The sequence below is a fragment of the Nitratireductor sp. WH36-1 genome (genome assembly GCF_058725515.1).
This window is the reverse complement of sequence record NZ_CM178970.1, coordinates 1,205,226-1,218,796: the sequence shown is the minus strand read 5'-3', so window position 1 is coordinate 1,218,796 and position 13,571 is coordinate 1,205,226. Positions and strand designations below refer to the sequence as shown.

Below are 13,571 nucleotides of genomic sequence, written 5' to 3'. Positions count from 1 at the left end.
CAATCCGACCTTTCTCTTCGCAATCCAGTTTACTGGGCAGAAGCCCTGCCGGCAATTTCCGTAAGCTTCACGCCAAAGCGAGAAGGATCATCCTCGACCAGCGTGATCTCGCCGCGCGCGATGCGCCGGCCGTTCACCACGATCTCCACCGGCTCGCCGACACGACGGTTCAGCGAAACCGTCGATCCCTTCTTGAGCGCCATCAGCTGGGAAACAGGCATTTCCGCACTGCCCAGAACGATCTGCACCTCGACCGGAATGCTCATCACCAGTTCGGGATTGCTCGCAAAAGACCCGGCTTCGCCGCTGGTGCCCGACGTTTCCTCGTGGAGAACGTCCTTCAGCTCCTCAATGGCCTTGTTGAGCTCTTCCTCGCCGTTTTCCTGCGGCTCAGGCTCGGCATTGGTCATAGTCATTCTCCTTCACCGCGTTCCCGGCGCATCATTGCGCCAGAAGACCTTCGACGACGTCCTTGCGGGCATCGAAGGGTTGTTTGATCCGCACCGTGTAGTGATGTCCGGCCTTGCCGAAATCACAGGTGAACACCGTCTTGTCGCGCACCGCCAGCCGCGCCTCGGGCTGCGCGCCGTCACCGAACTCAATGACCTGGCCTTCGTGCAGCGAGGCAAGCTCGCCGAGCGCCATGCGCATCAGCGGGATGGTCGCGCGAATGCGCACATTGGAGCGCATCACTTCATCGCTGAAACGATTGTGCCAGTCGGCCGCCTTCGCATTCTGCTGGCGCTGGTCGCTGCCTTCCAGCTCCCGCGCTTCCAGAAGCAGGCGCTGCGGCATCCAGGCCGTAAGAACGCCGCCGCTTTCCTCACCGCCGATAGCGAAGCGCATCCGCACGCCCGGCCCGTCGCGAACGACGAAACGGCGGAAATCCGCTCCCGATTGAACGGTCGGCAGCAAAAGGCGCAGGCCAAGCGAGCGAGCGCCCTTGCCATTGAGAGCCTTGGCGAAAATATCAAATGTCAGCGCCGCCACATCGCGCTCAATCGCCGATGGCGGGCGCTGCAGCGGAACAGCCGGCAGTTCCGGATTGCCGCCAAACATCGTCCCCACGAGAATGGAGATGGCCGTCGGGTCAAGACGCATGGTCAGCGCATCGCCCGAAACTTCGCCGGCGATGACCGCGAGCGCGTCGCAGCAATCTTCCTTCGGCTTCAATTCCGCCAGTCGAACGATCTCCACATCGATCAGCTCAACCTTCACCGCTGCGGGGAGTTTTTCTTCCAGAGCGTCCATCACGCGCGTCAGGGCGCGGGTCGCACAGGAGCGCGCTGCTTCCGACACGCGGCGCGGATCGCCGGTGGCTCCCACCAGACGCTCCACGACGAGCGCACGCATCAGTTCTGGATCTTCGGTCAGCGCCATGGTCGGTTGTTGCTCCGTTGACGATCGCGCATCACGCGGCCTGCTTGTCACCGGCCCCGCCGGTGTTCATCGTGCTCTGCTCCACCGCATCGATGGTCGGCCGGTCATGGGCCGAAATGGTCTTGCGGCCGAACTCCAGCGCCACCTGCGGCAGCGAGCCGTTCATGTAGGCAAGCAAGGTCTGCTTCACGATCACGTAAAGCCGGTTCTTCTTCTCACGCACGATCTTGATCTTGGTGGCGATCGGACCGACCACCGCATAGGACATGAAAATGCCGAGGAAGGTGCCGACGAGCGCCGCGCCAACCAGGCCACCCAGAATTTCAGGCGACTCGTTGATGGCGCCCATGGCCTTGATGACGCCCAGCACCGCCGCAACGATGCCCAGCGCCGGCAGACCTTCGGCCACCGCAACGAGCGCATTGTAGGATTTCAGCTTGTCGCGGCGGATGGTCTGGATTTCCTCATCCATCAGCGCCTCGATCTCGAACGGACGGGCATTGCCGATGATGATGATGCGGCAGTAATCGCAGATGAAGCTGGTCAGATCCTTGTTCGCCAGCACCGTCGGGTAGGACTGGAAGATCGCCGATTCCTCGGGATTGTCGATATGCGCTTCCACTTCGCTGCGCGACTTGGTGCGCAGTTCCCGCATCAGGCTGTGAAGAACGCCCAGCGTCTCCAGATAGTCCTTTTCCTTGGGAACCGAGCCCTTCAGGGCTTCGACACAGGCTTTGCCGGCGTCCTTGACCGTCGACATCGGATTGGCGACCAGAAACGTTCCGAAAGCCGCGCCGCAGATGATCACGACCTCCCAGGGCTGGAGAAGCACGTCCACATGGCCGCCCATCGCCATGTAGCCGCCAATCACGCAGCCGAGCGTTACCACGAGTCCGACAAGAATACCCATCTATACCGCCATCTTTTATAGGCCTTTTCTCCTGTGTACCCGCCGTGGCTTGCGTGAGGCTTGAATCCCGGAACGGCGCGCGGAAAGCCTCGCGCAAGATACGCGGACTAATTTGGCGCAACCGAAGATGGCGGAGGGTGCGCCTTGATCAACACGTTCACGAGCTACAACCTGATCAACCGCGACTTGTCGCGCTCGCTGGAGCGCGTCCAGTCCCAGCCAATGGTGCAGCGCGAGACGGAATATTATCAGCAGAACATCGGCCGGGTGACCTCCATCAAGGAATTCGTCAATGATGACCGCCTGTTCCGCTACGCCATGAAGGCGCACGGTCTGGAAGACATGGCCTATGCCAAGGCTTTCATGGTGAAGGTGCTTGAAGAAGGCATCAGCGACCCGGAAAGCTTTGCCAACAAGCTGACCGACAAGCGCTATATCGAGTTCGCCCGCACCTATAATTTTGCCGCCGGCGGCCCCGACACCACGAATTACAACCCGGCCCAGAAGGGCACCGTCGACAAATATCTCACGCGCGCCATCAAGAATGGCGTGCCGCCAAACGACCCGACGCTGATCGCCAGCCTCAACAACTATCTGGCGAAGATCCCCGACATCAAATCGGTCGACGATCTGATGGGCGATCAGGAGATGCTGACCTTCGCGCTCATGGCGCACGGTTTCGATGTCGAGGAAGTGATCGACCTCCGCTTCCTGCGCTCGGTGCTCGAAGGCGGGATCGACGATCCGCAAAGCCCGGCCAACCAGACCGAAGACAAACGCTACAGGGCGCTGGCCGAAGCGTTCAACTTCGCCCGCTATGGCGAGGACGCGACGACCTACAACATCGCCAACAATCTGGCCGTCGAGCGCTATATGCGCCAGACGCTCGAAGAGGATGCCGGCAAGGAAAACGAGGGCGTGCGGCTTGCGCTCTATTTCCAGCGCAAGGCCCCCGAATTCCGTTCCTACTACGAATTGCTGGCCGACAAGGCCATCGCGCAGGTGGTGCGCACCGCGCTCGGCTTCCCCCCTGCGCTGGCGCAGGCCGACATCGACAAGCAGGTCGAGATGATCAAGGAGCGCGTCGAGATCGCGGACTTCAAGGATCCCGAGAAGCTTGAGGATTTCCTGAAGCGCTTCACCACCATGTGGGAGCTGGAAAACCCCTCCGGCTCGCAGCAGACCTCCATCGCCGCGCTGTTCAGCCAGCCGGCGGAGTTCGGCATTTCCACCGACATGCTTTTCACCATTGCGCAGTTAAAGAGGTAGCAGACCAGATGCAGACCGGACTTTACGTCGCTCTTTCTTCTCAGGTCGCACTGGAAAAGCGCCTTGGAACACTGGCCGACAATGTGGCCAATGCCGGCACGGTGGGCTTTCGCGGCACATCGGTGAACTTCCGGGACCTGGTGAGCGGCGACGGGCCGGATTCCGTCTCTTTCGCCGCACCCGGCTCCCCCAACATCGACACCCATCAAGGGGGCCTGCGCGAAACCAAGAACCCGTTCGATTTCGCGGTACAGGGGGAAGCGTGGTTTGGGCTCGAAACACCGGCGGGAACCGTGGTCACGCGCGATGGCCGCTTCACCATGCGCGAGACGGGCGAACTGGTCAGCCTCGACGGGCACCCGGTGCTTGATGCCGGCGGCGCGCCGCTGCTGCTCGATCCGATGGCCGGCCCGCCGGAAGCCAGCGCCGATGGCACACTGCGCCAGAATGGCCAGCTTGTCGGCGCCATCGGCCTCTATGAGTTCGCCCCCTCGCAAAACTACGCCCGCTTCGGCAATTCCGGCTTCGTTGCCGATGACGCACAGCCCGTTGTCGATCAGCCCGGCGTCGGCGTGGCGCAGGGCTTTGTGGAAGAAGCCAACGTCAATCCCGTGCAGCAGATGATGAACCTCATCGAAGTGCAGCGCACCTTCGAGCACGTGTCGGCGCTCATGAGCGATAGCGACACCGCGCTCAAGGACGCCATCAAGCTTCTGGGTGGGTGAGCATCACCGTGACAGAACTGCCCTCCTCCGCAACGCCGCCACGGGAAACCGTGCTGACCGCCCTGGAAGAAGCCTATCGGCGGATTGCAGGCGATGTGCGTTTTCTCGTCAGCCATGGCGGCCGGGTGAGCGAGGTCTCGCCCAGCCATTACAGCGTGCGCGGCCTTTCGGAAACGGCAAGGCTTGGCGATCTCGTGTCGCGTCGCGGCCGCAATGGCGGCGCTGCGGGTGCGGGCGAAGTCGTGCGGATTGCCCGCGACGGCGTGGTGGTTGCGCCTTATGAACGGGCCGGTGAAGTCGGGCTCGGCGAAGCGGTCTTCAATCGCGGCCCCCTCAGCCTCGCCCCCGGCCCCTCATGGCGTGGGCGCGTCGTTGATGCGCTCGGACGCCCCGCAGATGGCGGCCCTGCGCCCGCCGGCGGACCGCTCACCACGGGCCAGGCCCCCGTCACACCGCCCGCCATGCAGCGCCAGCGGGTTTCGGAGGGTTTCCGCACGGGCGTGCGCGTGATCGACATTTTCACACCGCTCTGCCACGGGCAGCGGCTTGGTGTCTTCGCCGGTTCCGGCGTCGGCAAATCGACGCTCCTTTCCATGCTGGCGAATGCCGACGCATTCGACACAGTGGTGATCGCGCTCGTTGGCGAGCGTGGCCGCGAAGTGCGCGAGTTCCTCGAAGACACGATTGGCCCGCAGGGCATGGCGAAATCCGTGGCGGTGGTCGCCACCAGCGACGAAAGCGCCATGATGCGCCGCCGTGCGCCGGACACGGCCATGAGCATCGCTGAATATTTCCGCGACCGTGGCGACCGGGTTCTGCTCATCGTGGATTCCATCACGCGCTTTGCCCACGCCCTGCGCGAGGTCTCCATCGGAGCCGGCGAACCGCCGGTCGCGCGCGGCTACCCGGCCTCGGTCTTCACCGAACTCCCCCGCCTTCTGGAACGCGCCGGCCCCGGCGAGACGGGAAGCGGCTCCATCACGGCCATCCTGTCGGTGCTGGTCGATGGCGACGATCACAATGACCCGGTGGCCGATGCGGTGCGCGGCATTCTCGACGGTCACGTGGTGCTCGACCGCGCGATTGCCGAACAGGGGCGCTTTCCACCCGTCAATCCGCTGGCCTCGATCTCGCGTCTTGCGGACCGGGCCTGGACCCCGGACGAAAAGCGCCTCGTCACGCGGCTGCGCGCCATGATCGCCCGCTTCGAGGACACACGAGACATCCGCCTGCTCGGCGCTTATCAGCCGGGCCATGACCCCGAGCTCGATCAGGCCGTGCGGCAGATCCCGCTCATCTACGACGCCCTCACGCAGTCGCCGAACGATCAACGCTCCGCCGATCCCTTCACGGATCTGGCGATGAAACTGAAAGCCGGGGAGCCGGTACAATGACAATCAGACTGGCAAGTCTCGAACTTCCGGACGGGCGGCGAACGGAGCCCAACCCGACCGCAGCAGACCCCATGCCCGAGCCCCCGCAGGCGGCAAAGGCAGCGCCACGGCGCAGGTCCGGTTTCCTGCCCCGGCGCATACCAAAGCCCGGCATGCTGCACACGCCGAGCAGCAGCCGCAGCGACTGGATGATCATGCTGGGCGGGATCGGCCTCGCCGCCGTCTGCGCCATGTTCCCCTGGTACATCTTCTTCAATCAGGAACAGTTCGGCGTGCGCCCGATGACCTTTGCCGGACGTCCCACGCCGGAAGGCCCATCGCGCGACGCCCTGCCCGCGCTCATTGGCGCGCGTCTGCCCACCAACATGATCCCGTTGCCGCAGGTGGACTACACCGCCACCGGCACCGTGGACCGTGGACCGGCGGCGGTGCTCGAGGATCAGCCCTTCCCCGGAGACGAGCCGGGCTTTCGCCTGGTTCACGTGGTCGGCGGTCGCGCCATGATCGAAGACGAAGATGGCTACTGGATGCTCCAGCGCGGTTCGCGCCTGCCCGATGGCAGCCGCATCTCCCGTATCCAGTGGAAGAATGGCCACTGGGAAGTGATCACCTCACGCGAACTCGTCATCACGCTTTCCGCCGACGCCGGCAACGGCACGTAAGGCCCGCACAAGACTGGCTGCCTAAAGTGCCGGAAGACATGTTCGCATAGACCGAGAGACTTGCCAGATGCAGCCCGTCAATCTGTTCGACCTCGCCACACAGCAGGCCAAATGGCTGTCCGTGCGTCAGACGACGGTGGCCAGCAACGTCGCCAACATCAACACGGCCGGCTACAAGGCGCTGGAAGTGGAGCCGTTCGAAAACGTTCTGAACGGCACGCGGGTGGCGCTCCGGAACACCAATCCGAACCATCTGCAGTTTGGCGCAACGAATGCCTCCTTCTCAGTGACCAGCAAGGATGACCCGGCAGTCCTGCCATCGGAAAACACGGTGAACATGGAAGACGAGCTGTCCAATGCCGGCGAGGTGCGCCGCTCGTTCGAGCTCAACACCGCCATCGTCAAGGCGTTTCACCGCATGCTCATGACCACGTCGAGGGGGTAAATCTTGGATCCGCTTTCCGCTTCCCTGAAAGTCGCCGCATCCGGCCTGCAAGCGCAGTCCGAACGCATGCAGGTGGTTTCGGAAAACCTGGCGAACGCCAAGTCCACCAGCGACGTCCCCGGGGGCGATCCCTATCGCCGCAAGACGATCAGCTTCGTCGCGGAACTCGACCGCAATATCGGCGGCAGCGTCGTCGAGGTCGGCTCGGTCGCCCGCGACCCGTCCGATTTCACGTTGCAGTTCGACCCCGGCCATGAGGCGGCGGACGAGCGCGGCTACGTGAAGATGCCGAATGTGAACGTGCTGATCGAAATGGCCGACATGCGCGAGGCCAATCGCGGTTACGAAGCGAACCTGCAGGTGATCAAGCAGGCGCGCGAACTCATTTCCATGACCATTGATTTGATGCGGAGCCAGTCATGATCCCTCCAGTCGGCAGCATTGCCCCTTCGACCCTGACCGAGACCACGGGCCTTCAGCCCACCCGCCAGATGCCCGCATCCGAAACCGGCGAGGCTTTCTCCGCCATGCTCGGCGAGGCGGCGGCCAGCACGGTTGCCAAGCTCAACCATGCCGAAGGCGTTTCGCTCAAGGCCCTGCAGGGCGAGGCCGACACCCGCGAAGTGGTGGATGCCGTGATGAGCGCCGAACAGGCGCTGCAGGCCTCCATCGCCGTGCGTGACAAGCTCGTCACCGCCTATCTCGACATCAGCCGCATGGCCATCTGAGGAGCCTGATCCATGAAAGCCCTTTCGATCGCCGCAACCGGCATGAGCGCCCAGCAGCTCAACCTCGAAGTCATCGCGAACAACATCGCCAACATCAACACGACGGGCTTCAAGCGCGCCCGCGCCGAGTTCTCGGATCTGCTTTACCAGACCGAGCGCATGCAGGGCGTGCCGAGCCGCGCCAATCAGGCCATCGTGCCGGAAGGCGCGAATGTCGGTCTTGGCGTGAAGGCCGCAGCCGTGCGCAACCTCCACATTCAGGGCCCGATGAACAACACGGGCAACAAGCTCGACGTGGCGCTGGTCGGCAAGGGCTGGTTCGAGATCGAAGGCACCGATGGCGAGCCACTCTACACACGCGCCGGCTCCTTCAACACCAATGCCACCGGCCAGCTCGTGACCACGCAGGGCTACAACGTCAATCCGGCCATCATCGTGCCGGAGGACGCCATTGAGATCGTGATCAACAAGACCGGCCAGGTCTTCGCCCGTCTCGACGGACAGGCCGACCTTCAGGATCTCGGTCAGCTCACGCTCGCCAATTTCGCAAATGAAGCGGGTCTCGATCCGATCGGCGACAATCTCTTCCGTGAGACGCCGGCTTCCGGCGAGGCCATTCAGGGCGTGCCGGGCGATCCGGGCTTCGCCGTCATCGAACAGGGCTATCTCGAAGGCTCCAACGTGGACCCGGTGAAGGAAATCACCGAGCTGATCTCCGCGCAGCGCGCCTATGAGATGAACTCCAAGGTCATCCGCGCGGCCGATGAAATGGCCGCAACCGTCACCCAGTCGATCCGGTAGGTTCGCATGATACGGCACAACCCCATCCCCGCGCTTTTCCTCGCACTGGCAAGCCTCTTCGCCACGGGCCTTTCGGCTGTGGCGCAGGAGCAGGCGGTTGTGTCCACCCGCGTCATCTATCCCGGCGAGACGATCTCCGTCGATGCCCTCAACGAGGTGATGCTGCGCCGCCCGCCGCGCGGCAACACCGCCGTTGCCCGCATGCTGGAAGACATTGACGGCAAGGTCGCCCGGCGCACCCTGCTTCCGGGCCGGCTCATTCCCATCAGCTATGTCCGTGAGGCCTATCTGGTGGAAACGGGCAGCCCCGTCACCGTCACCTTCAATGAAGGCGCGCTCTCCATCTCGCTGCGCGCCGTGCCGCTTGAGCACGGGGCAGCCGGTGACATGATCCGCCTGCGCAATATCGAAAGCGGCCGCACCTTCACCGGTGTGGTCCTCGCTGACGGAACCGTCGAGGTCGGCGCCATATGATTTCCCGTCTCCTTTTCGCAGTGATGATGAGCGTCACGCTGGCCCTCCCGGCCGGCGCGGCTTCGCGCATCAAGGACATCGCCGTCTTGCAGGCCGCGCGCGACAACCAGCTTGTCGGCTACGGTCTGGTTATCGGCCTTCAGGGCAGCGGCGACAGCCTGCGCAACTCGCCCTTCACCGAACAGTCCATGCGCGCCATGCTCGAAAATCTCGGTATCGCGTCCGAAGGCGTGCGCTCGCGCGCCAAGAACGTCGCCGCCGTCATCATCACGGCAAACCTGCCGCCCTTCGTTCAGTCGGGCGCACGCATCGACGTCAACGTCTCTTCGCTGGGCGACGCCACATCACTTGCCGGCGGCACGCTGGTCATGACGCCGCTGCGCGCTGCCGATGGCGAGATCTACGCCGTGGCGCAGGGCTCCGTCATCGTTTCCGGCTTCAATGCGCAGGGCCAGGCTGAAACGCTGACCCAGGGCGTGCCCACATCCGGACGCGTGCCCAGCGGCGCAATCATCGAGCGCAAGGTCGAGGCCTCCATGTCCGACAGCGCAACGCTGGTGCTTCAGCTGCGCAATGCTGATTTCTCGACCGCCGTGCGTGTTGCCGACGCCATCAACTCCTACACCGGCCCGCGTTTCGGCGCGCAACTCGCCAAGGAAGAAGACGCGCGCACCATCCGCATTCGCCGGCCCAAGGGCGTTTCCTACGCCCGTTTCTACGCCGAGATCGAAAACCTGATGGTCGAATCCGACGGACCGGCCCGCGTCGTGGTGGATGAGCGCAGCGGCACCGTGGTCATCGGCAATGATGTGCGCATCTCCCGCGTCGCCATCAGCCATGGCGCGCTCACCGTGCGCATCACAGAAACGCCGCGCGTGGTTCAGCCCGAACCCTTCTCGCGCGGGCAGACGGCTGTCGAGCCGTTCACCGAAATCGAAGCCACCCAGCCCGACGCCAGAGTGGCGGTGCTGGACGGCCCCAACCTGCAAACCCTCGTTTCCGGCCTCAACCGGCTGGGCGTGAAGCCCGATGGCATCATCGCCATTCTTCAGGGCATCAAGTCCGCCGGCGCGTTGCAGGCCGAACTCGTGCTGCAATAGGTGCGCCGCATGTCTCGCAGGAACCCATTGAAGAAAATCGCAACGGGCGCTTTCGCCGGCGTTCTCCTTGCCGCGCAGCTTGCGCCGCTGCACGCGCTGGCAGCAGAAAATCCCGCCACCATGAAGCCCGCCGAAGTGGAACGCTTCTGCGCCAACATCGCCGATGCGGCGCGCGACCGCCGTTACGCCCTTCAGGCCATGGAGCTGGAAAAGCTCAAGGGCGAAGTGGACGAACGCATCGCGGCTCTTGAGCAGAAGCGGGCCGACTACGAAGGCTGGCTCCAGCGCCGCAACATCTTTCTGGCGCAGGCCGAGGCAGGCATTGTCGAGATCTATTCGTCCATGCGGCCCGACGCCGCCGCAGAACGACTGGCGGAAGTGCGCGTCGAACTCGCCGCCGCCATCCTGATGAAGCTCGAGCCACGCACGGCCGGCATCATCCTCAATGAAATGAACAGCAAGTCCGCAGCGACGCTGACGACCATCATCGCCAGCGCCGCGCGGCCGGAGGACCCGTCATGACGTTCCGGCCCCTACTGATTCTGCCGCTGGCGCTGGTCGCCGGCTGCTCGCAGTCGATGAAGGAAATCGGCAAGGAACCGGCCATGACCCAGGTCGGCGCGACCATCGACCCGGAAGTCATGGCCGCCTACAATTATCCAAAACGCCCGGCCCCGGCCCTCACCCGCTATTCGTTGTGGGACGACAAGCAGAGCCGGCTCTTCACCGATGCCCGCGCGCTCAATGTGGGCGACATCCTGACGGTCGAAATCTCGATCAACGACAAGGCGCGTTTCAAGAACGAGTCGGAGCGCTCCCGCGACGCCTCGCGCAGCCTTGGCCTGTCCGGCTCCTATTCGGTGGGCGGTGCCGGTTCTTCAGCAGCAGCCGAAGGGCAGATTGGTTCGGGCACCTCCACCACCGGCGGCGGCCAGACGGAGCGCTCGGAAAACATCCGCCTGCTCGTTGCAGCCGTCGTCACGCAGGTTCTGTCCAACGGCAATCTGCGCATCCGCGGCACGCAGGAAGTGCGCGTCAACGCGGAACTGCGCATCCTCACCATTGAGGGCATCGTGCGGCCGAGCGACATCAACCCGCAGAACATGATCTCTTACGAACGCATCGCCGAAGCGCGCATCTCCTATGGCGGGCGCGGACGGATCAGCGAGGTTCAGCAGCCGCCCTACGGCCAGCAGTTCCTCGATCAGGTGCTTCCCTTCTAACCCGCCGCTGGAGCCTCAACACGCATGGCGCTGCTCGAACAACAACCACCGGAAAGCAAGGGACCATCCCTCGTCGTCCAGCTGGCCATCCTGCTGGTCATGTCGGCGCTTGCCGGTGGCGCTGCCTGGTTCGCCGGCAGCTATCTGGAAAGCAGGACCACCGTCGAGGAAAGCGGCACGGCGGAAAGTGAAGACGCAGCGCACGGCAATGCCGGCAGCGAACAGGCTGCCGTTCCCGGTCCCGTTGGCGTCTACACGATCGAGCCAATCACCACCAATCTCGCCGAGCCCAGCGAAATCTGGGTGCGCGCGGAAATGGCGCTGGTCTTCGAGGGCGAACCCGACCCGGTTATTGCCGAGGCCGTCCATCAGGATCTCTTTGCCTATCTGCGCACGATCAAGCTGCGCCAGGTGGAAACGGCCAGCGGCTTCCAGCATCTGCGCTCCGATCTGGAAGAACGCGCCAGAGTTCGCAGCGACGGCGCCGTCAAGCAGATCCTCTTCAGGGCGCTGTTGTTCGAATGAAACGTTTATTCCTGACCCTTGCCGCCGTGCTTGCGCCCTCCGCAGCGGCGGCGCAGTCCATCGATCTTGGCGCGCTGACCGGCGCGGACGGATCGACCATCGGCACGATCATCCAGCTTTTCGGCCTGTTGACGGTTCTCTCCGTCGCGCCCGGCATCCTGATCATGGTCACGAGCTTCACCCGCTTCGTGATCGCCTTCTCGATCCTGCGCGCCGGCATGGGCCTGCCGACCACACCGGCCAACCTGATCCTGATCAGCCTTTCGCTGTTCATGACCTTCTACGTGATGGCCCCCACATTCGACCGGGCCTGGGCGGACGGCATCCGCCCCCTGATGAACAACGAGATCAGCGAACAGGACGCGGTGCAGCGCATCACGGAGCCGTTCCGTGGCTTCATGGTCAACAATGTGCGCGAGAAGGATTTCGCCCTCTTTGCCGACCTCGCCGCAGAACGCGGCAATGTCGACATCGACGTCACGGTCGAAAGCGCCGATCTGCGTGTGCTGGTGCCTGCCTTCATGATCTCTGAAATCCGGCGCGGTTTCGAGATCGGCTTCCTGATCGTGCTGCCATTCCTGGTCATCGATCTGATCGTCGCAACCATCACCATGTCGATGGGCATGATGATGCTGCCACCGACCGTCGTATCGCTACCGTTCAAGATACTTTTCTTCGTCCTGATAGACGGGTGGAACCTGCTCGTGGGCAGCCTCGTCCGGTCATTTGTTTAGGGCTTTGATCCGGCAATGCGGGGCGGCGTGATCCGCCCTGCCTGAAAAGCCGACAAAAATTTTCCAGACTCTTCCAAATTAACTTTCCCGGTTATCCTTTTGGTAGGAAATCGCCGCCATAAATGCTCGTGCATGGCGGACAGATCCTGCAACGGGATCAAGGGCATGATGCCACTCCGTCAAACCGGTCAGCCCGGTATGTCCCTCGTTTATTTTGTATTTCAGGGGCGTTTATCCCATGTCTAGTCTTATGACCAATGCGTCGGCAATGACCGCGCTGCAGACCCTCAACACCATCTCCAAGAACATGGCCACCACCCAGTCCCGCATTTCGACGGGCCTGCGCGTTGGTGAAGCTGCCGACAACGCAGCTTACTGGTCGATCGCGACTTCGATGAAGTCCGACAACAAGGCCCTGTCCAGCGTTCAGGATGCTCTGGGTCTCGGAGCCGGTAAAGTCGACACAGCTTACACGGGCATCAACGAAGTCATCGACACCGTCGACAAGATCAAGCAGAAGCTTGTCACGGCACGCGGCGCTTCGCAGGAAGACCAGCAGAAGATCCAGGGCGAAATCAATTCGCTCCAGGAGCACATCACGTCGGTCGTCGGCAACTCCAACTATGCCGGCTCCAACATCATCCAGGACAACGCCGATGTTAACATCGTCGCTTCCTACAACCGCACCGGCACGACCGTCGCCATCGACGAAGTCACGCTGACGGGCGCCGACGTTCTGGTGCTCGATGCAGCCGGCACCGCCGGTACTGCAGCAAACGTTGTTGCAGCAGCTCTGTTCGACGCTTCCGGCGGCCAGGTTGCCGACGCAGCAGTCGACACGGCTCTTGGCACCGTCGAGACGGCTCTTGCCGCCCTCGCCGACCAGGCTGCCGAGCTCGGTGCCGCCAAGTCGCGCGTCGATCTGCAGAAAGACTTTGTTGGCAAGCTCTCCGACGCCATTGAGCGCGGTGTTGGCCAGCTGGTCGATGCAGACATGAACGAAGAGTCGGCCCGTCTGTCGGCCCTGCAGGTTCAGCAGCAGCTGGGCATTCAGGCGCTGTCGATCGCCAACTCCAACTCGCAGAACATCCTTTCGCTGTTCCGCTAATGGATTGATCCCGGTGCTCACGCACCGGCATCTTTCACAAGACCCGCGGGCCGTTCGCAAGAACGGCCCGTTTTTTATTGGCCTGTTCCATAA

The 13,571-nt window shown here is 63.2% G+C and carries 18 protein-coding genes; 15 read left to right on the top strand and 3 right to left on the bottom strand.

Annotated elements, in window-relative coordinates; genetic code table 11:
• Positions 1 to 29: 29 nt before the first annotated feature.
• Genes fliN through motA form a run of 3 tightly spaced genes read right to left on the bottom strand, consistent with a single transcriptional unit; the run spans position 30 to position 2,290 of the window.
• A complete protein-coding gene (gene fliN, locus AC4PTT_RS05835) occupies positions 30 to 416 on the bottom strand; it encodes a flagellar motor switch protein FliN (RefSeq protein WP_222473998.1) in 387 nt (128 codons plus the stop codon).
• A gap of 25 nt (positions 417 to 441) precedes the next feature.
• A complete protein-coding gene (locus AC4PTT_RS05830; protein WP_206553685.1) occupies positions 442 to 1,380 on the bottom strand; it encodes a FliM/FliN family flagellar motor switch protein in 939 nt (312 codons plus the stop codon).
• 31 nt (positions 1,381 to 1,411) lie between these two features.
• The gene (gene motA / locus AC4PTT_RS05825) at positions 1,412 to 2,290 is read right to left on the bottom strand and encodes a flagellar motor stator protein MotA (protein WP_113152863.1); all 879 of its coding nucleotides are present in this window, start codon (positions 2,288 to 2,290) and stop codon (positions 1,412 to 1,414) included.
• A 144-nt stretch (positions 2,291 to 2,434) separates the two neighbouring features.
• Between motA and AC4PTT_RS05820 the strand changes: the two genes are divergently transcribed.
• From AC4PTT_RS05820 to AC4PTT_RS05750, 15 genes are all read left to right on the top strand, one after another.
• The gene (locus tag AC4PTT_RS05820) at positions 2,435 to 3,559 is read left to right on the top strand and encodes a DUF1217 domain-containing protein (protein ID WP_475082603.1); all 1,125 of its coding nucleotides are present in this window, start codon (positions 2,435 to 2,437) and stop codon (positions 3,557 to 3,559) included.
• An 8-nt stretch (positions 3,560 to 3,567) separates the two neighbouring features.
• Entirely contained in the window at positions 3,568 to 4,284 is a 717-nt protein-coding gene (gene flgF, locus AC4PTT_RS05815; protein WP_475082600.1) for a flagellar basal-body rod protein FlgF, read from the top strand.
• An 8-nt stretch (positions 4,285 to 4,292) separates the two neighbouring features.
• Positions 4,293 to 5,678 (top strand): flagellar protein export ATPase FliI, encoded by a 1,386-nt coding sequence (gene fliI / locus AC4PTT_RS05810; protein WP_475082597.1) that lies wholly within the window; start codon positions 4,293 to 4,295, stop codon positions 5,676 to 5,678.
• A complete protein-coding gene (locus AC4PTT_RS05805) occupies positions 5,675 to 6,340 on the top strand; it encodes a hypothetical protein (protein ID WP_113152867.1) in 666 nt (221 codons plus the stop codon). The genes fliI and AC4PTT_RS05805 overlap by 4 nt, the downstream gene beginning before the upstream one ends.
• Positions 6,341 to 6,407: 67 nt before the next feature.
• Entirely contained in the window at positions 6,408 to 6,785 is a 378-nt protein-coding gene (flgB, locus tag AC4PTT_RS05800) for a flagellar basal body rod protein FlgB (protein ID WP_113152868.1), read from the top strand.
• A 3-nt stretch (positions 6,786 to 6,788) separates the two neighbouring features.
• Positions 6,789 to 7,208: a flagellar basal body rod protein FlgC gene (gene flgC / locus AC4PTT_RS05795; protein ID WP_113152869.1), complete on the top strand. Its 420-nt coding sequence runs from the start codon at positions 6,789 to 6,791 to the stop codon at positions 7,206 to 7,208.
• Positions 7,205 to 7,513 (top strand): flagellar hook-basal body complex protein FliE, encoded by a 309-nt coding sequence (fliE, locus tag AC4PTT_RS05790; RefSeq protein ID WP_206544144.1) that lies wholly within the window; start codon positions 7,205 to 7,207, stop codon positions 7,511 to 7,513. Before flgC ends, fliE begins: the two co-directional genes overlap by 4 nt.
• A gap of 12 nt (positions 7,514 to 7,525) precedes the next feature.
• Positions 7,526 to 8,314, top strand: coding sequence for a flagellar basal-body rod protein FlgG (flgG, locus tag AC4PTT_RS05785; RefSeq protein ID WP_113152871.1), 789 nt, complete (start codon positions 7,526 to 7,528; stop codon positions 8,312 to 8,314).
• A gap of 6 nt (positions 8,315 to 8,320) precedes the next feature.
• Positions 8,321 to 8,788 (top strand): flagellar basal body P-ring formation chaperone FlgA, encoded by a 468-nt coding sequence (gene flgA / locus AC4PTT_RS05780; protein WP_113152872.1) that lies wholly within the window; start codon positions 8,321 to 8,323, stop codon positions 8,786 to 8,788.
• A 23-nt stretch (positions 8,789 to 8,811) separates the two neighbouring features.
• Positions 8,812 to 9,888, top strand: coding sequence for a flagellar basal body P-ring protein FlgI (locus AC4PTT_RS05775; RefSeq protein ID WP_244974854.1), 1,077 nt, complete (start codon positions 8,812 to 8,814; stop codon positions 9,886 to 9,888).
• A 27-nt stretch (positions 9,889 to 9,915) separates the two neighbouring features.
• A complete protein-coding gene (locus tag AC4PTT_RS05770) occupies positions 9,916 to 10,410 on the top strand; it encodes a MotE family protein (protein ID WP_222473996.1) in 495 nt (164 codons plus the stop codon).
• Entirely contained in the window at positions 10,407 to 11,111 is a 705-nt protein-coding gene (flgH, locus tag AC4PTT_RS05765) for a flagellar basal body L-ring protein FlgH (protein WP_113152875.1), read from the top strand. Before AC4PTT_RS05770 ends, flgH begins: the two co-directional genes overlap by 4 nt.
• Positions 11,112 to 11,135: 24 nt before the next feature.
• Positions 11,136 to 11,636: a flagellar basal body-associated FliL family protein gene (locus AC4PTT_RS05760; protein ID WP_492162270.1), complete on the top strand. Its 501-nt coding sequence runs from the start codon at positions 11,136 to 11,138 to the stop codon at positions 11,634 to 11,636.
• Entirely contained in the window at positions 11,633 to 12,370 is a 738-nt protein-coding gene (gene fliP, locus AC4PTT_RS05755) for a flagellar type III secretion system pore protein FliP (protein ID WP_113152877.1), read from the top strand. The genes AC4PTT_RS05760 and fliP overlap by 4 nt, the downstream gene beginning before the upstream one ends.
• A gap of 238 nt (positions 12,371 to 12,608) precedes the next feature.
• A complete protein-coding gene (locus AC4PTT_RS05750) occupies positions 12,609 to 13,478 on the top strand; it encodes a flagellin N-terminal helical domain-containing protein (RefSeq protein ID WP_475082578.1) in 870 nt (289 codons plus the stop codon).
• Positions 13,479 to 13,571 lie beyond the last annotated feature (93 nt).